General features: G+C 36.9%; 23 protein-coding genes. 11 read left to right on the top strand and 12 right to left on the bottom strand.

Annotated features, from left to right (window positions below; translation table 11 throughout):
• Positions 1 to 6: 6 nt before the first annotated feature.
• The gene (locus tag FEDK69T_RS08160; RefSeq protein WP_035629960.1) at positions 7 to 468 is read right to left on the bottom strand and encodes a hypothetical protein; all 462 of its coding nucleotides are present in this window, start codon (positions 466 to 468) and stop codon (positions 7 to 9) included.
• Positions 465 to 911, bottom strand: a complete 447-nt coding sequence (locus tag FEDK69T_RS08155) for a hypothetical protein (RefSeq protein WP_023573675.1) — start codon at positions 909 to 911, stop codon at positions 465 to 467. Before FEDK69T_RS08155 ends, FEDK69T_RS08160 begins: the two co-directional genes overlap by 4 nt.
• A gap of 476 nt (positions 912 to 1387) precedes the next feature.
• Between FEDK69T_RS08155 and FEDK69T_RS08150 the strand changes: the two genes are divergently transcribed.
• Positions 1388 to 1987, top strand: coding sequence for a hypothetical protein (locus FEDK69T_RS08150; protein ID WP_023573674.1), 600 nt, complete (start codon positions 1388 to 1390; stop codon positions 1985 to 1987).
• Between the two features lie 34 nt (positions 1988 to 2021).
• Here the strand turns inward: FEDK69T_RS08150 and hisS are convergent, their stop codons facing one another.
• Positions 2022 to 3392, bottom strand: a complete 1371-nt coding sequence (gene hisS, locus FEDK69T_RS08145) for a histidine--tRNA ligase (protein ID WP_023573673.1) — start codon at positions 3390 to 3392, stop codon at positions 2022 to 2024.
• 386 nt (positions 3393 to 3778) lie between these two features.
• Between hisS and FEDK69T_RS08135 the strand changes: the two genes are divergently transcribed.
• Both FEDK69T_RS08135 and FEDK69T_RS08130 read left to right on the top strand, forming a co-directional pair.
• Positions 3779 to 5026 (top strand): ABC transporter permease, encoded by a 1248-nt coding sequence (locus FEDK69T_RS08135; protein WP_023573671.1) that lies wholly within the window; start codon positions 3779 to 3781, stop codon positions 5024 to 5026.
• 126 nt (positions 5027 to 5152) lie between these two features.
• Positions 5153 to 5512 (top strand): four helix bundle protein, encoded by a 360-nt coding sequence (locus tag FEDK69T_RS08130; protein ID WP_035629964.1) that lies wholly within the window; start codon positions 5153 to 5155, stop codon positions 5510 to 5512.
• A gap of 101 nt (positions 5513 to 5613) precedes the next feature.
• On the opposite strand, the gene prmC is transcribed toward FEDK69T_RS08130, so the two are convergent.
• Genes prmC through FEDK69T_RS08115 form a run of 3 tightly spaced genes read right to left on the bottom strand, consistent with a single transcriptional unit; the run spans position 5614 to position 7878 of the window.
• Positions 5614 to 6471 carry a peptide chain release factor N(5)-glutamine methyltransferase gene (gene prmC / locus FEDK69T_RS08125; protein ID WP_035630112.1) on the bottom strand — a complete coding sequence of 286 codons (858 nt, stop codon included), beginning with the start codon at positions 6469 to 6471 and terminating at the stop codon, positions 5614 to 5616.
• Between the two features lie 7 nt (positions 6472 to 6478).
• Positions 6479 to 7378 (bottom strand): hypothetical protein, encoded by a 900-nt coding sequence (locus FEDK69T_RS08120; RefSeq protein WP_035629965.1) that lies wholly within the window; start codon positions 7376 to 7378, stop codon positions 6479 to 6481.
• A 14-nt stretch (positions 7379 to 7392) separates the two neighbouring features.
• Complete coding sequence (locus tag FEDK69T_RS08115; protein ID WP_023573668.1) at positions 7393 to 7878, bottom strand: GNAT family N-acetyltransferase; 486 nt, start codon at positions 7876 to 7878, stop codon at positions 7393 to 7395.
• A gap of 109 nt (positions 7879 to 7987) precedes the next feature.
• On the opposite strand from FEDK69T_RS08115, the gene ribD reads away from it, so the two are divergent.
• The 5 genes from ribD (at position 7988) to FEDK69T_RS08090 (ending at position 13404) form a co-directional block, all read left to right on the top strand.
• The gene (gene ribD, locus FEDK69T_RS08110) at positions 7988 to 9055 is read left to right on the top strand and encodes a bifunctional diaminohydroxyphosphoribosylaminopyrimidine deaminase/5-amino-6-(5-phosphoribosylamino)uracil reductase RibD (protein WP_023573667.1); all 1068 of its coding nucleotides are present in this window, start codon (positions 7988 to 7990) and stop codon (positions 9053 to 9055) included.
• Complete coding sequence (locus FEDK69T_RS08105; RefSeq protein WP_035629967.1) at positions 9052 to 9651, top strand: HAD family hydrolase; 600 nt, start codon at positions 9052 to 9054, stop codon at positions 9649 to 9651. Before ribD ends, FEDK69T_RS08105 begins: the two co-directional genes overlap by 4 nt.
• A 7-nt stretch (positions 9652 to 9658) precedes the next feature.
• Positions 9659 to 10267 (top strand): IMPACT family protein, encoded by a 609-nt coding sequence (locus tag FEDK69T_RS08100; protein WP_023573665.1) that lies wholly within the window; start codon positions 9659 to 9661, stop codon positions 10265 to 10267.
• Positions 10268 to 10553: 286 nt separating this feature from the next.
• Complete coding sequence (locus FEDK69T_RS08095; RefSeq protein WP_023573663.1) at positions 10554 to 12104, top strand: NAD(P)/FAD-dependent oxidoreductase; 1551 nt, start codon at positions 10554 to 10556, stop codon at positions 12102 to 12104.
• Complete coding sequence (locus FEDK69T_RS08090; RefSeq protein WP_035629969.1) at positions 12088 to 13404, top strand: hypothetical protein; 1317 nt, start codon at positions 12088 to 12090, stop codon at positions 13402 to 13404. Before FEDK69T_RS08095 ends, FEDK69T_RS08090 begins: the two co-directional genes overlap by 17 nt.
• A 95-nt stretch (positions 13405 to 13499) precedes the next feature.
• Here FEDK69T_RS08090 and FEDK69T_RS08085 read toward each other — a convergent pair whose 3' ends face one another.
• Positions 13500 to 13910 (bottom strand): acyl-CoA thioesterase, encoded by a 411-nt coding sequence (locus FEDK69T_RS08085; RefSeq protein WP_023573662.1) that lies wholly within the window; start codon positions 13908 to 13910, stop codon positions 13500 to 13502.
• Between the two features lie 190 nt (positions 13911 to 14100).
• Between FEDK69T_RS08085 and dnaA the strand changes: the two genes are divergently transcribed.
• Genes dnaA through FEDK69T_RS08070 form a run of 3 tightly spaced genes read left to right on the top strand, consistent with a single transcriptional unit; the run spans position 14101 to position 16719 of the window.
• The gene (gene dnaA / locus FEDK69T_RS08080) at positions 14101 to 15528 is read left to right on the top strand and encodes a chromosomal replication initiator protein DnaA (protein WP_035630113.1); all 1428 of its coding nucleotides are present in this window, start codon (positions 14101 to 14103) and stop codon (positions 15526 to 15528) included.
• 1 nt (position 15529) lies between these two features.
• Positions 15530 to 15994: a low molecular weight protein-tyrosine-phosphatase gene (locus tag FEDK69T_RS08075; RefSeq protein ID WP_035629971.1), complete on the top strand. Its 465-nt coding sequence runs from the start codon at positions 15530 to 15532 to the stop codon at positions 15992 to 15994.
• A complete protein-coding gene (locus tag FEDK69T_RS08070) occupies positions 15994 to 16719 on the top strand; it encodes an SAM-dependent methyltransferase (protein WP_035629973.1) in 726 nt (241 codons plus the stop codon). Before FEDK69T_RS08075 ends, FEDK69T_RS08070 begins: the two co-directional genes overlap by 1 nt.
• Before the next feature lie 4 nt (positions 16720 to 16723).
• Here FEDK69T_RS08070 and FEDK69T_RS08065 read toward each other — a convergent pair whose 3' ends face one another.
• The 5 genes from FEDK69T_RS08065 to dapF form a co-directional block, all read right to left on the bottom strand.
• On the bottom strand, positions 16724 to 17365 hold the full coding sequence (locus FEDK69T_RS08065) for a hypothetical protein (RefSeq protein ID WP_023573658.1): 642 nt from the start codon (positions 17363 to 17365) through the stop codon (positions 16724 to 16726).
• A 98-nt stretch (positions 17366 to 17463) separates the two neighbouring features.
• Positions 17464 to 18408 carry a DUF2279 domain-containing protein gene (locus FEDK69T_RS08060; RefSeq protein WP_240473163.1) on the bottom strand — a complete coding sequence of 315 codons (945 nt, stop codon included), beginning with the start codon at positions 18406 to 18408 and terminating at the stop codon, positions 17464 to 17466.
• A gap of 15 nt (positions 18409 to 18423) precedes the next feature.
• The gene (mltG, locus tag FEDK69T_RS08055; protein ID WP_023573656.1) at positions 18424 to 19464 is read right to left on the bottom strand and encodes an endolytic transglycosylase MltG; all 1041 of its coding nucleotides are present in this window, start codon (positions 19462 to 19464) and stop codon (positions 18424 to 18426) included.
• 13 nt (positions 19465 to 19477) lie between these two features.
• Positions 19478 to 20014, bottom strand: coding sequence for a GNAT family N-acetyltransferase (locus FEDK69T_RS08050; protein ID WP_023573655.1), 537 nt, complete (start codon positions 20012 to 20014; stop codon positions 19478 to 19480).
• 152 nt (positions 20015 to 20166) lie between these two features.
• Entirely contained in the window at positions 20167 to 20952 is a 786-nt protein-coding gene (gene dapF / locus FEDK69T_RS08045) for a diaminopimelate epimerase (RefSeq protein ID WP_023573654.1), read from the bottom strand.
• Positions 20953 to 21008: the final 56 nt, after the last annotated feature.

Here is a 21008-nt window from a genome sequence, read left to right as displayed (position 1 = left end):
CAGGAGTCACTTATACCAAAATTCATATTCTTTTCCATACGTGATCCAATCAACACTCTTCTTTATTCCGTTTTTTTCTTCTTCAACTAAAATTAATTTTACGATGAATCGTGTTACATCACTGTTGGCATATTTCTGAATATTAATTTTAATTTTAGGGCTGACTTCAAACTTGTCGTTTTTCAGGGTAATTTTTTTCTGGTAACGTGGTGATTTTTGGACGTTCTTGATTTGTTCCGATTTAGCGGTTCTGATATCCAGACTTAAATTGCTGATTTTATATTTTACCGCTGGGTTTTCATTTGAAATCTGTACTGTAATTACATCTGACATCTTGACCGACATATCATTCTGTTTTATTGGGGTGCCATTCTTCAGGATTACCAATTTTGCCTCCTGCGCCTGAAGCGTACATACTTTAGTAACTATGAGGAAGAACAGCGCGCAGAAAAAATATAGCCTTTTCATTTTTCTATTATTTTATTTAAAGAATTTCTCGAAGCGGAAATTAAATTTAAGAGACCATCTTCAAGATCAGAATTGGAAACAGGAGAACCTTTCTGTTTAAAATTATTGACAAGGTCATAATATTTTTGAGCCTGGTCACTAACTGTTGAATCCTGGACTAATAAAAACTTCCCGAAGTAAATCTTTTCAAAATCCTTGTAGTCCCTATTAAACGATTCTGTAGTTACACTATCCTTTTCATAATGGGACAATACAGCGCATTTTTCGGTAAATTCCTGATAAATATCAAATGTTGTATTATAAGTGTTTTTACGAATTTCTTTCTCATAATTACTATTATACTGCAGAGCACCTACTAATACCCCTACAGTTGTCAGTACAGCAGGAGCTACTTTTAAATAACCGGTAACCCGACTTTCTTCGTTTGGTTTTTGAATGCCCATATAGTATGATTTAATTTCTGCTAACTGATAAACTTACGGCATCACGAATTTCATCTTTGACAAAACCATTCACACATCAACAGCTCTAAAATAAAGCATATAACATACTAATTTACAAAATGTAAGAAAAGGCGATAAATTAAGTAGTTAAAAATCATTTTTTTTCGTTGTATGGTGCTAAGAAAATGAAGAATTCTTCCTCGAGTGATTGTTGTTTGTTTTTTCACATATGTGTCAAAAAAATGTTTTAAAAAAAAGACACAAAAAGTGTGTCTAAAAAAAAATAAAAATAAAAAAAGACACAAGTGAACACCGCGATACCGGAAAGAACGATTATAAATTTTTTCATATCTGACTTGATTCCCTACCTCATCGGAATACCATTCTATTCACAATTGAAATCGTAAATAAAAAACAATGAAAGAAGCTTAAATACTACAATAAAAGTTATTTTTGTGCCTTTAAAAACAGCCTCAATGAAAAAAATCACAACAATCTTACTTTTAAGTCTTTCATTACATTCTTTCTCCCAAACCAATGAGACCAAAATCGAAAACACAAACACGACAGAAAACGTTAGTGTAACAAAATCGTTATTTGGCGTTCAGATAGGTTTTATCGGAACCTGGATTTACAACGAACTGAAACTTTCCGACAAAATAGCATTAAGATCGGAGCTTGGATTAGTGTTATATACGGCGAAAAACAGTAGCACCGATGAGTCTGCATCATTTCTAGCCCCTGGAATCACTTTGGAACCCCGCTTTTATTATAATTTAAACAAGAGGAACCGAAAAGGAAAAGACATCAGCGACAATTCCGGAAACTATATTTCGTTACGCAATACCTATTATCCCGATAGTTTTACAGTGGGTAATACCGAGGGATTCAAAATTGTTCCCGAATTACATATTATGCCAACCTGGGGAATGAAACGGAATTTAGGAAAGCATTTTAACTATGAACTTTCTACAGGTTTGGGATATAGAAAAGTATTTGAAAAAGACGATTTAGTTAACAATAATAATGAAGATGTTCTTTTTGATATTCAGGCAAGAATCGGATATAAATTTTAAATAAAAAGGCTGTCGTTTCCGACAGCCTTTTCTATTATTTAAGAAGTTCTTTCAATTCGTCCAGACTCACTTTTTTCTGTTCGCCTGAAGCCAGATCTTTTAACGCATATTGATTATTCGCAATTTCATCACCGCCTACTATCACTGCAAATGGTATTCCACGTTTATCCGCATGTTGGAATTGTTTTCCGATTTTGGCATTGTCCGGATACATTTCCACTTTGATGCCTTCTTTTCGCAATTGTGCAATAGCTTTCATCGAATACAAAGCCTCCTCATGTCCGAAGTTTAAGAATAAAGCTTTTGAGGTTGATGTTACCGTTTGCGGGAACAGATTCAATTCTTCCAGAACCAAATAGATTCTATCTAATCCAAAGGAAATGCCGACACCGCTCATATTTTTCAATCCAAAGATACCGGTTAAGTCATCATAACGTCCACCGCCTCCGATAGAACCCATTGCCACTCCTTTTGGTGCGCTCACTTCAAAAATGGCTCCGGTGTAATAATTCAGCCCGCGGGCTAAGGTTACATCCAAATCCAATTCGGATTTATCCAAACCTAAAGCCATAATGTTGTCACAAATAAACTGCAACTCCTCTACTCCTTTCATTCCTTCTGCCGAAGAAGAAAGCAATGCGGATAGCTTTTCAATTTTCTCAGAAATGGTTCCTGTGAAATTAAATAACGGTTGTACTTTTTCCAAAGCCGCTTCTGAAATACCTTTTTCCAGCATTTCTTTTTTCACACCGTCTTCCCCTATTTTATCTAATTTATCTAAAGCAACCGTAAAGTCGATTAACTTATCCGAAGCACCAATCACCTCAGCAATTCCGGAAAGGATTTTTCTGTTGTTGATTTTAATGGTTACGCCTTCCAATCCTAAAGTCGAAAACACGCTGTCATACAATTGTACCAACTCGACTTCCTGCCATAATGAAGTAGAACCTACCACGTCGGCATCACACTGATAGAATTCTCTGAAACGTCCTTTTTGAGGTCGGTCAGCTCTCCAAACCGGTTGGATCTGGTAACGTTTGAACGGGAATTCTATTTCGTTCTGGTGTTGTACCACGTAACGTGCAAAAGGAACAGTCAAATCGTAACGTAATGCTTTTTCCGAGATTTGCGATGTCAGTTTCAAACTGTTTTTCTCCGTTAAAAATGTCTCGTTAGTTTTCGCCAGATAATCTCCCGAATTTAAAATTTTGAAGATTAACCGGTCGCCTTCCTCTCCGTATTTACCCATTAAGGTTTCGGAGTTTTCGAAGGTTGGGGTTTCAATAGGCTGATAACCGAACTTTTCGAAATTCGATTTGATGATGGAAAAGATATAATTGCGTTTCGCTACTTCAGCAGGCGAAAAATCGCGGGTTCCTTTTGGTATGCTTGGTTTTTGAGCCATTTTTTTAAGACTTCTTAGATTGTTAGATTATTAGACTTCTTGGATTGTTAGATTATTTAGACATCTTAGAATATTAGACATCTTAGAATATTAGACATCTTAGAATATTAGATTATCAGACATTTTAGAATGATAGGCTTTCTAGATTACAGACAATTCCAATAGTTTCTCTTTTAGCCCTGATGGAAGTAGAAATCCTGGCGTTGTGAGATTGTTTTACAAGCTCGCAAGGACAGATTGCAACGGACAGCAGGAACATGGTTTCCGGATAAGAAACTGCCGTTTCGCTCCAAAGACTTTGCAAATATCTTACTTTTTGAAGAATTTCATAAATCTGTTTCGGGAAACTTGTAACAAACAGCTTATTTTTATGACAAATTATCACTATGATAGGAATTGGTCTTTTTAAGGAAAATACGAGAATTGCATTAGGCGCGATTAGAAGTCAGCTTTTGCGTACCATTTTAACGGTTATGATTATTGCCATTGGGATCACCGCTTTGGTGGGAATCCTGACTGTGGTTTCGGCATTGGAGAACACCATCATGAAGGATTTTGCCTCGATGGGAGCCAATACGTTTTCCATAAACCAATACGATTTTTCGGAAAGAGTGAACAGAAACAATGCGGAACAGAAAATCAATCCGATTATCAGTTATCCACAGGCAAAAGCTTTTCAGGACAAATACACTTTCCCGTTTACCACCACTTCCCTTTCTTTTACGGCAACATCAAGCGCCGAAGTAAAATATGAAGCCGAAAAAACCGATCCGGAAATTTCGGTTCTGGGTGTCGACCAAAATTTCCTGCCCAACAAAGGAATGGAAGCTACAAAAGGAAGAAATTTTACCGGTTTTGATATTTCTAATAATAATTATGTCTGTATTTTAGGTTCTGATTTTGAAAAGGGACTTTTTAAAGACGTGAATCCGATTGACAAAACGATTTCGGTTCGTGGAGCTAAGTTTAAAGTGATTGGCGTACTAAAAGAAAAAGGCTCCACTTTTGGAAACAACCAGGACTTGAGGGTTTTGATTCCGATTCAGGTGGCACGTTCCCTTTTTTCAGCACCCAATATCAATTACGATATTAACGTAATGGTGAGTAAAAAAGAAAGCTTAGCCATGGCATCAGACAATGCAACCATTGCGATGCGTAAAATCAGAAAACTGAGTCCGGTTCAGGAAAATAATTTTGGTGTGGAACGTAGCGACGATTTGATTCAGCGTTTACTTTCCAACACTGAAGTACTTCGCATCAGTGCCTGGGTAATAGGTATTATCACCGTTTTTGGTTCTTCTATTGCACTAATGAACATTATGCTGGTTTCAGTTACGGAAAGAACCCGCGAAATTGGTGTTCGAAAATCGCTTGGTGCCAAAAGAAGTACGATTGCCTGGCAGTTTTTCACCGAGACACTAGTAATCGGGCAAATGGGCGGCATCCTGGGAATCATTCTGGGAATCGGAATTGGCTTCGGAATTGCCAAAGCCATCGATTTTAACTTTGTTATTCCGTGGATGGCTATTATGGCAGCATTCATCACAACTTTCATTGTAGCTATTGTTTCCGGATTATATCCAGCTATTAAGGCTTCGAAATTGGATCCTGTGGAAGCGTTACGTTATGAGTAGTTTCAGATTGCAGAAGGCAGGTTGCAGATTAAAGACTAAAGATTGAAGAAGGCAGATTTCAGAGGACCGGAAAAGGAAAACCGTTTAGTTTATAAAGATTAGAATAACCGTTGATTATACGCCACTATGAGATTCCAGGATTTATTAGCCTATAAAAAGTCGTTTGAATTAGTAATGTCTATTTTTGAAATAGCAAAATCATTCCCTTCTGAAGAAAAATATTCATTAACGGATCAAATCAGGCGTTCCTCCCGAAGTGTTTCTGCAAATATTGCTGAAGCCACTCGAAAAAGAAGATATCTTAATCATTTTATTTCGAAGCTCACAGACAGTGATGCTGAAAATACAGAAACTCAGGTTTGGTTAGAATACGCTTTAGCCTGCAACTACATAAATACCGAAACGTTTGACAATTTCACATCCAAAAGTCTCGAGGTTGGAAGGCTTTTAAACTACATGATGAATAATCCCGAAAAATTCAATTAACTTTTCTACAAATTTCCGTTTTTAAAAATCTATCATCACCACTTACTATCTGATATCTACCTTCTGGTATCTGATACCTGCAATCTGCCTTCTGCCTTCAGCTATCTAAAAACTCCCCTCACCATCCTGTCATTATCGTAAATATCTTTTCGCAGTTCGATATTTTTAAAGCTGTATTTTTCAAGCAACCATACCATTTCTTTTCCGAGATATTGGTTGATTTCGAAGTACAATTGTCCGTTTTCGGATAAATTCTGCGTGGCCAGTTCGGTAATTTTTCGGTAAAAAACCAACGCGTCATTATCTTCTACGAATAATGCCGAATGTGGTTCGAAATCCAAAACGTTTTTCTTGATTTCCACTTTTTCAAGATTTCTGACGTAGGGCGGATTCGAAACAATGATATCATATTTTTGCTGTAAATCATCTGTTTCCAAAATACTCTGATGGATAAAAGTAATAGCCACTTGGTTTCTTTCCGCATTTCTTTGGGCTGTAGCCAATGCCTTTTCAGACACATCGATAGCATAAACTTTTGCATTCGGAAGATTCTTAGCCAGTGATATTGCAATACAACCAGTTCCTGTTCCGATATCCAAAATCCTTAGACCTTCGTTTTTTTCAACCTGTAAATTTTCTTTAATTATCCAATCGACCAGTTCTTCCGTTTCTGGTCTGGGAATAAGCGTATTCTCGTTGACATAAAATGGCAGCCCGAAAAATTCGGTTTCACCCAAAATGTATTGTATTGGACGATGCTCCTTTAATTGCGACACGACATTTTCCCATTGGTGATGCATTTCGGGACTCAATTCAAAATTCGGATTCAAAGCCAGATCCACGCGTTTCATATGATGAAAATCTTCTAACAGGATATAGAAGAAACTATCTATTTCATATTCATCATAGAGCGCTGAAAGTTCCCTTTCAAAGTCAATTTTGTAGTTTTTCAAAAGCATAGTACCATCAGAACCCATACCCATATTTTTTCTTAATCAATTCATGTAGTTTTTTCTCCTGTTTCCATGGACGCAAGCCCACTGCCATTCTTCTCTCATCCAATTTATCAAACTCGGAAATATCAGTACTGTCCACATTGCTGTAAATACCGTATACAAAAATATTGGAAGAGCGACAATGACTGTCAACTATATTACCGTAAATATCTGCAGGAGCTTTGCCTTTACGTATCAAATCCAGAAAAATTGGTTTCCAGTATTCAATATCATTAAAATGAAAAATAAATATTCCTACATCTAGACTCTTTTCGTTTGGAAGGCTATATTTCCCAATAACGCTTTCTGTAGGATAACCGTATTGCTTAACAATTTCTTTAAATCGTTTTTCATTTTTCTCATCCACCCTCTTCATTTCTTCAAAATCAATTGGCTTTTGTCTCACCCGCTGATCTTCCTGCTTCATTAGGAACAATTCATGTCGCAATTCTAAATTAACGGTACCTAAATATTCTTTATGTATTTTCTCAGAATCTCGCTCTAACATCTTCCATTCCTTACGATTTTTTAAAGGTAAAAAAGTAGAATCATTGGCAAAATAATCGAATGTAAACCCGTATTGTTTCATAAGTATTTCGATATAATGAAATGCCTCCTTTTTTTTATTAAATTTCACCGACAATTCAGCAAGAATCTTAATCTCATTTATGGTGGTCTGATTCAATAAAGGGCAATTCTTTTCTGCCTGCTTCAACAACTTGTAAGCTTCAGCATCTTTGCCTTCCAAATATTTTATTTGAGCCTCATATACCAACTGGTAATAATTAGAAATATAATCGCTGTCTTCACCTTTATTTGTAAAGGAAACGAGAAGCAAAAAAGAAAAAAACAATACAATTTTTTGGCGCATAGTGGTAGTATTAACTAAAGTTGTTTAATCATCCAAACCGGGCAAGACGAATGCCCTGTGCAACCCATAGGAGCGTCGAGATAACTAAATCCCGATTTCAAATAAAGCTTCTGAGCGGCAGTCATATAAGGCATCGTTTCCAGATAGCATTGTTCAAAACCGAAACTTTTAGCTTTGTTTAAGCAGACTTCCATCATCTTGGCTCCTATTCCCAATCCGCGGGTTTCGGGAAGAAAATACATTTTCTGCAGTTCACAAACATTTGGAGCGTCGTTAGCCAAAGGCGCGATTCCGGCACATCCGATAATCTTGCCATCTTTTTCCACTACGTAATAAGCCGATCTAGGTTCGGAATACGTTTCGAACATACAATCCAGTTGCGGATCGGCATAGGCAGTCCCTACTTTCGGCACGTTGAATTCTTCCAAAACCGTCCGAATCACTTTAGCAACTGTTACATTATCAGCACTTTGAATTTCCCTGATTACGACTTCTTCCATTCTTAAGAAATAGCTTATTTTTGCACTGTGAAGATACAGTAAACGATCACGAAAAAAAAGCGATATTTAAAATTAGTCGACGAAATTCCTCACAACTTCAGACAAAACAATGACTACAGACGAAAAATACATAAAACGCTGCATCGAATTAGCCAAAAACGGCTTGGGCACTACATACCCGAACCCGTTGGTGGGCAGTGTGATTGTGTATGGCGGAAAAATCATTGGGGAAGGCTGGCACCGAAAAGCCGGAGAACCTCATGCCGAAGTCTACGCCGTGAATTCAGTAAAAGACAAATCGCTGTTATCCAAAGCCACTATTTATGTAAGCCTTGAACCATGCAGTCATTTTGGAAAAACACCTCCGTGCTGTGATCTGATCATCGCTCATAAAATTCCGAATGTGGTTATTGGTACCATTGACCCCTTTGCCAAAGTAGCCGGCAACGGAATAAAAAAACTCATTGAAGCAGGAAGAAATGTAAAAGTCGGTATTCTGGAAGACGAATGCAATGAACTCAACAAACGATTTTTCACTTTTCACCAGAAAAAGAGACCATATATCATCCTGAAATGGGCAGAAACGACTGATGGATTTATTGCACCGGACGAAATTTCGAGACAAATTCAGAATCAGAATGAAAACATAAAAAAACCCGTTTGGATCACCAATCCGTATTCCAGACAGTTAGTCCACAAATGGCGAAGTCAGGAACAAGCCATTCTGGTCGGAACACAAACCGTTTTAGATGACAATCCGAAACTGGATGTGCGAAATTGGAGTGGAGAAAACCCGATTCGAATCGTTCTGGACAGAACGGGAAAAATTTCGAAAGATTATTCTGTAAAAGACGAAAAAACAAAGACAATTATCATTACTGAGTCTCAAAATTTCAAGAATTCAGAGAATATTTTTTACGAAAATTGTACCTTTGATAATTCTTTAGCATCCACTATTTCTGACGTGCTTTTCAGGCATGAAATCCAATCGGTAATCGTGGAAGGAGGAAGACAGACGTTACAAACATTTATCGATGCAAACCTGTGGGATGAAGCCCTGGTTTTCAAAGGAAATGTGGATTTTAAAAAAGGAATATCGGCTCCATATCTCACAGGAAACCTAATCAAAAAACAAACTGTTTTGGATGACGAACTTTTAATTTTAAGGAATGTATGATCGATACAATTATTTTTGATTTTGGGAATGTCTTTATCAATTTGAGTCAGGAAGCCCCTTTTGACCATATGCGAAAAATAGGATTAGCATGTTGGAATGAAGATTTAGACAGTCTGAACAAGCGTTATGAAAAAGGAAAAATTGATGAATTTCAGTTTTTTACCGAGTTTCAGCGCTATATCCCAAATAAAGAGCTTGACGAAATACGGGAAGCATGGAATGCCATATTACTGGACTTTCCCTTATACCGCTTGGAGTTTTTACAACGTTTATCAAAAAAATACCGCTTATTCCTGTTAAGCAACACCGACAAAACACATATCGAAAAATTTGAGCACAAAGTAGGCATGACATTTTGCCGCGAATTCTATCAGTGTTTTGAAAAAGTATATTTTTCATATGAAATAGGCTTACGAAAACCGGATCCGGAAGTTTTCAATTACATCATCAACCGACACGATTTAAATCCGAAGAAAACTCTTTTTGTAGACGACAATAAACACCATACTGACGTGGCTGCCAATCTGGGCATGCATGTATGGAATCTTCAGGTAGGCGAAGAAGACGTAGTGGATTTGTTTGATAAAACCTGGTAAATCCCCATTGGAAACCGATTCGTACAAAACCCTCGCCACTGCTTCGGAAGAAGTACTTTATAAAGAAAAAAACAGTAAGTTTTTCGGATATGCATATCCTATCAGTTCCGAAGAAGAGGCCAAAACCATTATCGAAGACTTAAAAAAGCAACACTATTCGGCCCGACACTGGTGTTATGCATTCCAATTGGGCACAACCAAAATCCAATATCGCGCCAACGACGACGGAGAACCCAACAATTCTGCCGGAATGCCAATTTACGGACAAATCCAGTCGTTTGGAGTCACCAATGTACTTGTAGTGATAGTTCGGTATTTTGGCGGAGTCAAATTGGGAGTTGGCGGATTAATTTCCGCATACAAAACGGCAGCACAGATGGCATTAGAAACATCAGCCATAATAGAAAAAACCATAGACATCCATTACCTTATCCGCTTCGACTACAAAAACATGAACAAGGTGATGCGCATCATCAAAGAAAAAAATCTCGATATCGTTTCACAGAAAATGGAAATGAGCTGCGAAATTGAGATTTCAACCCGAAAAAAAAATGCTGAAACAACTTTCGACATTTTCTCAAATTTGTTTGAAGTGGATATCGTTGAAAAAGAATAATTTTCCGCTGCGATATAATGCAAGAAAAAACTCCTTAAAAAAAGTGCTATCAAACATCCACAAAACCAATCTTTATTCCGAATCTGATGTCAAATCAAAAAACACAAACCTTAAAAAAATTGCTTTTTAATTTTTTTAATTGTTTTTTTGTCGGAATAAGCATCAAAAGAACTTTTTTTCATACAAAACAGCTTTTTTAGATGCCAATAATCAATATTTCTATTAAACATCTAGACCATGTTTATTCTGAAATCATAAATAAATTTTACCCATTTCTGACCGAATTTTGAAAAAGAAAACAGCACTTATCATTGGAGGCGGCCCTGCGGGTTTGACTGCGGCTTACGAATTCTTAAAACATACAGACATTACACCTATAGTAATTGAAATGAGTGCTTTTTGGGGTGGAATTTCAAGAACCGAAGAACATAATGGCAACAGAATAGATATCGGAGGCCATCGTTTTTTTTCAAAATCAGACGAAATCATGGAATGGTGGCAAGACATCCTGCCGATTGATTCTGAAGTTAATGAACTAACCATCACCTATCAGAATCAAAACAAATCGATATCCGTCAACCATAAAAAAAATCCCGAGGATAAAGATAAAGTCCTTTTAATACGTAAAAGAAAATCAAGGATTTATTTCAACAGGACTTTTTTTGATTATCCCATCCGATTAAACTTTGAAACCCTTAAAAACCTTGGGATATTCAATTCTTTTTTAATCGGGATCAGCTACATCAGGGCCGTTTTGTTTCCCATAAAAAATCCGGAGACACTCGATCAATTTTTCATCAATCGTTTTGGAGAACGACTTTACTTAACTTTTTTCAAGGATTATACCGAAAAAGTATGGGGCGTTCCGTGCAGCAAAATAAGTGCCGAATGGGGAGCACAGAGAATAAAGGGGTTGTCAATAACCAAATCGATTGTCAATTTCCTAAAAAACACCTTTCATCTCAAGAAAAACAACATCAGTCAAAAAGACACGGAAACTTCTTTGATTGAGTATTTTTTATATCCCAAATTTGGACCGGGTCAAATGTGGGAAACTGTAGCCGAAAAAATACATCAGCAAAACGGAATACTTAAGCAACATTGTAGGGCTACCTCTATAAGAACCACTGAAAACAAAATAACCGGTGTGGATATCCTAAACACACTTACCGGCGAAAAAGAACATATTCCGTTGGATTACTGCATCTCGACAATGCCTGTAAAAGAACTGATAAAAGTATTAGATTATCAGATTCCGAAAGACGTAAAAAACATTTCGGAAGGTTTATTATACCGTGATTTCATAACCGTAGGACTGTTACTCAATAAAATCAATTTTGAGCTGGAAGACAATTGGATCTACATACAGGAAAGCTATGTAAAAGTTGGCCGACTGCAGATTTTCAACAATTGGAGTCCGTATATGGTAAACGATCCGAATAAAATATGGGTTGGTTTGGAGTATTTCTGCAACACAACAGACGAAATTTGGAACATGACCGACAAAGACCTGACAGAATTGGCCACAAACGAACTGATTGCCTTAGGATTTATCAATAAAAAAGAAGACGCTGAAGACGCCAAGGTCATTAAGGTCCCTAAAACCTATCCGGCCTATTTCGGGACTTATTCTGAATTTGACACCGTTAAAGAATTCACCAATACCTTTGAAAACCTTTTCTTAATTGGTCGAAACGGTATGCACAAATACAACAATCAGGATCATTCGATGCTCACTGCCATCAAAACCGTTGAGAACATTAAGAACAACATTTTTGAAAAAGACGTCATTTGGGCCATCAACACCGAAGAAACCTATCATGAGCACAAAAATTAAGCTTCAGGAAACAAAAAAACTTTTTGATTTTTTCAATTTATCAGAATTTGAAACGGCAGAAAAAAGAATCTTTTTCATTTCCTGTTCGTTACTGATCGTTTTTTACATTTTCAGACTGATTTCGGATTCTTTTTTTTTGAGCGATTCATATGAATACCTGCAAGTAGCCCGCATTATTTATGATTTTAAATATTTCGACAATGACACAGATGGTTTTTTATTGACAAAACGCCCATTTGTTTATCCGCTGTTTCTTGCCATCGTTTATAATTTAAAAACCGTAGTAATTCTTTTTATTCAAAGTCTGTTTGGTATTCTGAACAATCTGATTCTTTTTAAAATATTTAAGAAACTGGGAATACCTATTAAAAAATTAATAGTATTCCTGTTGCTTTTTACCCCCTCGATATTCATTTACACTCAATTAATAATGGCAGATTGGCTGATATTGCTGTTTTTAAATATTCTGTTATTACTGCTTATCCAAAATTGGAACACGTCTAACTTCAAATACATCCAGATACTGACCGTTTTGCTGGCTTTTACCAAACCCGTCTTTTACCCATTTATCTATATTAATTTTTTGTTTTTTGGGATATACTTCCTCCGAAAAAAAATCTTCAGTTTTTGGCTGTTTGTCCCGATTATTATTTTGCAGCTATATCTTAATTTTAACGAATCGAAAACCGGATACAGGCATTTCTCTTCAATTGAAAACATCAACTTAATCAATTACAACCTTTACTATTTTAAATCCTCTACACAATCCGTCGACGAAGCAGAACAATGGCGAAAACAGGTTTACAGTAAAAAGCTTAAGGACGAAACCTTTAAAGGGCAAAGCATTTACCTGAAAGCATTAGCCACGAAAGAAATAAAAGACAACTTCATCAGTTATTCTTTTTATCATTTTTACACAGCAATTAGGGGCACTCTTGACCCTGGCCGATTCGACTTGATGACTTTTTTCAAAAAAGAAGATGGAAATCAGGGATTATTGGAAGCTCTAAACGGCAGAAAACCCTTAAAGAGTATATTTTTCAACAAATATTTCGTTATATATCTTTTATTAATACCGATATTTCTTCTCAATATTCTTAAATGGTTTTATTTTTCGACGTTTGTATTCAAAAACAGACTCAACACTAGGTATTGGTATTTAATCCTACTAGTGGCTTATCACATTCTCATAACAGGGCCCGTAAATTGCGCAAGGTACATGATGCCTTTACAAGGAATAGTATTTGCTTTTGCTTTAGTAAGTTTTTATCAAAATAAGAAAGAACAAACCTTCGCTTAATCCCATAAAAAATGCCGAAATTTTTTTCGGCATTTTTTCAAATTTGTTTGAAGTGGAGATTCTTGAAAAAGAATAAAAAATGGTTTCATTTTTTTTTAGTTTTCCACAAAATCCACTAATCTTTCCGTAATGTATTTTGGAGGAAAAACCGGACGACCTGTTTTCATGTCAACAAAGACCAAAACTGAGTTTCCAATTGTTAATAACTCACCCATTTCGTTGTAAATTTCGTAGTCAAATTCTATCTTAACTGAGGTCTGTTTTTTAAAGATAGTCTTGACTGTCAGCAAGTCATCATAACGTGCCGGTTTTTTGTAGTTCATCGAAAGCGAAACCACCGGAAGCATAACCCCGTTCTCCTCCATCCATTTGTAAGAAACCCCAAGGTTTCTGAGCCATTCCACGCGTCCCATCTCAAAATATTGTGCATAATTTCCGTGGTAAACTACCCCCATCTGGTCGGTTTCAGCATAACGGACACGTACTTGAAACTGATGTATTTTCATACGGTTTTTTATCTTAATTTATTCTAAATATCATCAAAAAAAGGCTTACAATTTTTTTTTATTAAAACCAATATGCAAATGATTTTTTTTTGAAAAATTTTGTCCACATATTTGTCTTCCCAATCAAAAAAAGCTTACCTACAAATAACTTTTTGTCCAACAACAAATTATAAAAAACATGCCTGAATATATGAGTACAACTGCGCAATCGGTATGGGAAAACTGTCTGTCTTTTATAAAAGATAACATTCAAGACCAAGCCTACAAGACTTGGTTCGAGCCTATCAGAGCTGTTGAACTTACAGATAATGCATTATATATTCAAGTTCCCAGTAAATTCTTCTACGAATGGCTGGAAGAACACTATGTTAAATTATTAAAAGTGGCTCTTACTAAAGAGCTTGGACCGAACGCAAAGTTACTTTATAAAATCAAAATGGAGAACAAACTTGGCAACAAACTTCCTTTTACGGAACAGCTGCCGAGTAACAATCGTCCTGCAGTAAAACCTCAGGAGATTGATGTTCCCATCCAAAATAAAAATCCGGAATTAAAAAACCCGTTTGTAATCCCAGGAATCCGAAATGTAAAGATCGAATCGCAACTGAATTCAAATTACAGTTTTGATAATTTCCTTGAAGGTGATTCCAACCGTTTAGCCCGTTCTGCCGGTATGGCTGTTGCCAACAAGCCGGGAGGAACTTCTTTTAACCCATTCCTTATTTTTGGAGGTGTTGGTTTAGGAAAAACACACTTGGCTCACGCCATCGGTGTTGAAATCAAAGAGAAATTCCCGGAAAAAACCGTTTTGTATATTTCTGCTGAAGTATTCACCCAGCAATATATAGACTCGGTTAAAAAGAATACACGAAATGACTTCATTCATTTCTATCAATTGATTGATGTATTAATTATAGATGACGTGCAATTCCTTTCCGGAAAAGCAGGAACGCAGGATGTTTTCTTCCACATCTTTAATTACTTACACCAAAACGGAAAACAGGTAATCCTTACTTCCGACAAGGCCCCTGTGGATATGCAGGATATTGAGCAGCGTTTGTTATCACGATTCAAATGGGGACTTTCAGCTGAGATTCACCAACCGGATTATGAAACAAGAGTTTCCATCCTGAAAAACATTTTGTACCGTGACGGTGTTCAAATGCCGGATGACATCATCGAATATGTTGCCAAAAACATCAAATCAAACGTTCGTGAGCTGGAAGGCGCTATCATTTCATTGATTGCCCAGTCTTCTTTCAACCACCGTGAAGTAACTATTGAGTTAGCAAAACAAGTAGTTGAGAAATTCGTAAAGAACGTAAAACGCGAAGTTTCCATCGATTACATCCAGAAAATCGTTTCCGATTATTTCCAAATTGATGTAGAAACATTACAGTCGAAAACCAGAAAACGCGATGTGGTTCAGGCACGTCAATTGGCTATGTTTTTTGCTAAAAAATTCACCAAAGCTTCTTTGGCAAATATTGGATCACAAATTGGATCACGAGATCATGCTACCGTTTTACACGCCTGTAAGACTGTAGACAATTTGGTCTCAACAGACAAGCAGTTCAAAAAATACGTAGACGACATCCATAAAAAGTTATCGTTATAATATGCCCGTTAAAATTTTAATGGTCTGCCTAGGAAACATTTGCCGTTCTCCTTTAGCAGAAGGAATTTTACAATCAAAACTCCCTAAAGAGCATTTTTTAGTAGATTCTGCAGGAACCGGCAGTTGGCATGTCGGCCAGGAACCCGACAAGCGTTCTGTTCTGATTGCCAAAAACAAAGGTCTTGACATTACAAATCAACGGGGAAGACAAATCAAAAAGTCGGATTTCGACAACTTTGACTACATCTACGTAATGGACATCTCTAATTATCAGGACGTTATTGCTTTAGCACCTAGCACTGAAGCAAAATCAAAAGTAATCATGATTTTGGATGAGCTTTTTCCGGGGGAAAATGTAGATGTTCCAGATCCTTATTATGGAGGAGAAAGCGGATTTGAACATGTTTTCATGCTGCTTAATGAAGCCTGTGAAATTATCGCCGAAAAACTTAAAGCCAAACACTAATGAAAGCAAGTACTCTTTTTGGAAAATTATATTTGATTCCGACCACCTTGGGCGAAATGAACCCTGAGGAGGTTCTGCCACACACCATTAAGAGAACCATTGATTTCATAGATCACTATATTGTTGAAAACGAAAAAACGGCACGTCGTTTCATAAAAAGCGTTCATCCTGAAAAGAAACAACCCGAATTAAAACTTTTCTCCTTAAACAAACACACCGATGTTTCCGAGCATAATGAATTCATAAAACCGCTTTTGGAAGGAAAAAACATGGGATTAATGAGCGAAGCCGGTTGCCCCGGAGTTGCCGATCCTGGTGCAGTGATAGTAAAACTGGCACATGAAAAAGGAATTCAGGTAGTACCTTTGGTTGGCCCTTCTTCTATCTTATTAGCCATGATGGCTTCAGGAATGAACGGACAGAGTTTTGCCTTCAACGGCTACCTACCGATTGACAAATCGGATAAAAAAACAGCAATAAAAAATCTGGAAAAATTATCTCACGATAAAAACCAAAGCCAATTATTTATTGAAACACCTTACCGCAACAATAAATTCCTGGAAGATTTACTTCAGATTTTACAGCCAAACACGCTTTTGTGTGTTGCCTGTGATATCACCCTTCCAACAGAATTCATTAAAACGCAATCGGTAAATCAATGGAAAAAAAACAAGGTCGATTTACATAACCGACCTTGCATTTTTATAATTCACAAAATGAATTAATCTTTTACTTCATCTTTACTTTTACATCAGCGCTGGCAATGATGTTTGTGGTATCATATCCTCCAAACTTTTTAATGTAGCTTTTCAGGGAAGTTCCGAATCCGTCGCTAAAGCCGTCCCGTCCATTCGAACGCAAATAACTTCTCACTGAACCGGCTCCGCCCAAGTGGGCTGCCGCCAACAATCCTGATTCCGTAATTTTTACACCGTTGATAATTCTGCCTTCGTAACGCCTTATCTCGTCCCTCAGTTCCCATTTATTTAAAGAAAGTAATGCCTTAAACGCTTTTTCCTGTAAGGCCGGATTCTTCAAAAAATCAGCAGTATTATGAATCCCTATCATACGAAGTGTACTTTTACCAAATTGATATTTACCCATGTATCCAAAAGAATTCACCAAACCATAAAGCCCTGAGGACTCCTTAATTGCAACCGCCTGTTTGAAACCGACGAAAGACTTCCCAGTGAAAGGAAAATTGAAATTAACTTTTTCGTTTTCTTCTTTAGTAGAAACCAGATAAGTAATCACCTCATCATTTTCAACGTGGAAACCTTCTAATTTTTCAGGCTCAAAGGCTTTAAAACCCGAACTTATCAAAGTAATCAAAACTATTAACCCCGAAAAATACGTCCATTTTTTTATCATAAATTAAATTTTCTCATCCGCTGTCACCAGTATGAAATTACTTGATGCAAAGGTACACTATTAATCTATGCTCTTAAGAATCAGGCAGTTAAAGTTTGTTAAAAATAAATAAAGTAGCCTTTTACATCACCATATTGATCCAATTCCAAAGTTGGAGCCGGCACTTTAATAGTATTGAAAACCGAGAAGAGTGTTCGCAAAACCGGAGACTTGGTTTTGATTCGGGTTAAATCCACATCCACACTAAGATAAAATTGACGTGTCCGTTTATTTTGTGATTCAATGTCAGCAGGGACGGATTCACTATCACCATACAACATGCCATCAGCACCATAACCTAAGGCAACATTAAACCATTTCGGTATTTTGCTTTCCTTAAAAAAACTATGCAGATTAACAGATAACCAATAGGTTTGTCCATTATAATCTTTTAGAATCTGCTCATTCAAACTGCTGCCTAAAGTATTCGGACGCATTGCTGCATATTCTGTGGTATGAAATGAAAATTTTGGCATCATTCGTTGCTCCTTCCAAAGTAATTCCTGAGAAACATACAAACCCGTTCCGGCCGCATTAGCAACCACATCACCCCAGGAAGCACCCCATTCAGCTGAAAAACCATCGAAAACCTCCACAACTGTCATAAATGCAAAACCGACGGTTGCCCCATAAATTAATTGATGTTTTTTATCCGCGCCACTCCAGGCCAAAGCTTCTGCTCCAAAACGCCCCATGTGATACGTCGTATACAAATGACCAGCCTTATCCATTTGCAGCCATTCATTATTATCGTTAATAAAATGAAAGGACGATTTAGGGTAATCCTTATACCATAATTGGTTAAGACCTATTAAGGTCACACCCAAAAAGCCGGCTTCAGAAATATAAACCGTATTTCTTCTCTTGACATTTAAAGTATCCGAGGGAGTTAAAAACGCTTCAAATTTAGATTGGGAATAAACCGGAAATATTATCAATACAAAAAGAATCGCAAGCACCTTTCTACCAAAAAATGCTTGCGACCCTTTTATAATTATTTGCAATTTTCTTCTCAAAAATTAACGCTGATACCCTTGTTTAGCAACCCATTCAGCATATTTTTTTGCAATTACCTGATGTTGTTCATAGGTTTCTGCAAACTCATGATAACCAAAACGCTCTACGCTGGCGCAGAAATATTCGTAGTTATGCTTTTCTGCATTAAGCACGGCATCAATTGCCGAAATATCAGGCATAGCGATTGGTCCTGGTGGCAATCCCGTATGAATATAGGTATTATAAGGTGAGTTGATTTTCAAATCGTTATACATCACTCTTTTAATTATTGTATCAAAATCCCCTTCTCGTTCCTTAACCGCGTAAATTACGGTCGGATCCGCCTGTAAAGGCATGTCTTTTTTCAAACGATTCAAATATACTCCTGCTACTCGTGGTCTTTCATCAACTTTAGCTGTTTCTTTGTGCACAATAGCCGCAAGAGTTGAAACCTGAACAGGGGTTAAATTTAACGCTTTTGCTTTTGCCTGGCGCTCTTCGTTCCAAAACCTTCTGTATTCTTTTGCCAGTTTATCACGTACTTTAATCGGACTTACATTCCAATAAAACTCATACGTATTTGGAATAAACATTGCCAGTATCGATTCTTTAGTGAATCCGTTTTCTGCCATAAAAACAGAATCCGTAAATACTTTTGTAAGCGTTGTGCTATCCGGCTCAATCTGAGAAGATAAGCGTTGTACCAGTTTACCCAATGATTCCTGATTATTGAAAGCCAGTTTTACCGGTACATTGTGACGCAACGACGAAACTATACTAAAACTGCTCATCCCTTTTGTCAGCAAAAATTTCCCTGGATTCACATTGGCATTATACCCACGCTGTTCTGCTACAAAGGTAAATTTCTCCATATTTTCCACATACGGCGATATAATTTTCTTTACATCTTCATAAGTGGAATTCGTCGGAACATAAACAAACATTTCATTTTCGTTAAATTTCGTGTTGGCTGTAAATGCTTTTAAATAATAAACAACCCCTACAACAGTTGCCACAATCAAGATAGCAACCGACACAATCGGCACAATTCTTTTCGGATTCAAAACTTTATTTATTTTATTTATTTGTTGGGTTAATTAACTGATAAAGACCTTCATCTTCATAACTATTTCTAATACGGTTCCAGTCTTTTTTAATACCTATGCATTGGAAGCCAAAATTAGTAAAAAGGTTGATACTTGGTGTATTTTCCGTACCAATATTTGCATACAGCTGATGAAGCTGCAATTGTTCGAAACAATAATTAATCAGTAATTCCAGCGACTCTTTTCCAAAACCTAAACTACGATGCTCATGGTCTTTAATCACGATCCCTACCCCTGCGCGTTGGTTTCTCGGATCAAAATCAAATAAATCAATCAGGCCAATAGCTTCGGAATCATCATTTTTACAGATGGCCAAGCGAAGCTGTTTTGCCTCGTAAATATCCTGATGCGCATTCTCCAGATACTGTCGTATTAGAAAACGACTGTAAGGCGTCTGCGTATTGCTCATTTCCCAGATTGACTCATCGTTTTCTATTGCATAGACGAATTCCAGATCTTCCGGCTCAAGCGCACGAAGGTAAACGATATTTCCTTTGAGTGTAATCAATTCAGATTTCTTAGATTTTTAGACTTCTTAGATTTTTATATTATTGGATTTTGGATTGTTTGATATAGGATTACTGATTAAAAAAAAAAATCTCCACCTTGCCTCTTCTCTCTTCTCCCTTATCTCTTTTTCCTTATCTCTTTCTTCCTCTTCTATCCTACCGAAACTACGCCTTTAAAAACAAAATTCGCAGGGCCTTTCAGGAAAACATGGGTAAAAAATCCGTTTTTCTCTACAAAGGAAACTTCAAGAATTCCTCCTTCTACCTGCAATTCTATTAATGAACTATCGGTTTTTCCAGTCGATTTCATTGCAATAGCCACCGCAGTAGCTCCTGTACCGCACGACAAGGTTTCACCTTCAACGCCGCGCTCGTAAGTACGCAATCTAAAAGTATTTTCACCGGTTTGCGAAACAAAGTTCACATTACTCCCGGCTTTTCCATACAATGCCCCGTATCGGATTTTTGCCCCTTCGTTCTGAACGTCGAAAATATGCAAATCCTCCACCATCTGAACGTGATGTGGCGATCCAGTATTTAGAAAAACATGATTTCCATGTTCCTGAACTTCATCCACATCTTTCATCTGAAGCGAAACAATGCCTTCTTCATTAATAGTTGCATAATGAAGACCATCGGTAGCTATAAATGTAGTTTCATTATCAATAATTCCTAGTTGCTTGGCAAATGCTACCAGACAACGCCCACCGTTTCCACACATTGAGCTCTCATTTCCATCGGAATTATAATAAACCATTCTGAAATCGGTCGACGGATCATTCTCTAATAAAATAAGTCCGTCCGCACCTATGCCAAATCGTCTGTCGCATAATTTTTCGACTAATTTGGTATCATTTTTGGGGAAATGTAAATCACGATTATCAATCATGACAAAATCGTTACCCGTTCCTTGATATTTGTAAAATATGTAATTCATCTGACTTTCAAATAAGTAGCAAAAATACGAATAAAAACGAATATTAAAGGCAAGTT

Origin of the sequence: Flavobacterium enshiense DK69 (assembly GCF_000498495.1) — a bacterium.
Taxonomy (GTDB): domain Bacteria; phylum Bacteroidota; class Bacteroidia; order Flavobacteriales; family Flavobacteriaceae; genus Flavobacterium; species Flavobacterium enshiense.
Note: the sequence above shows the minus strand (reverse complement) of the source record. Positions and strands in the feature narration are given on the sequence as shown.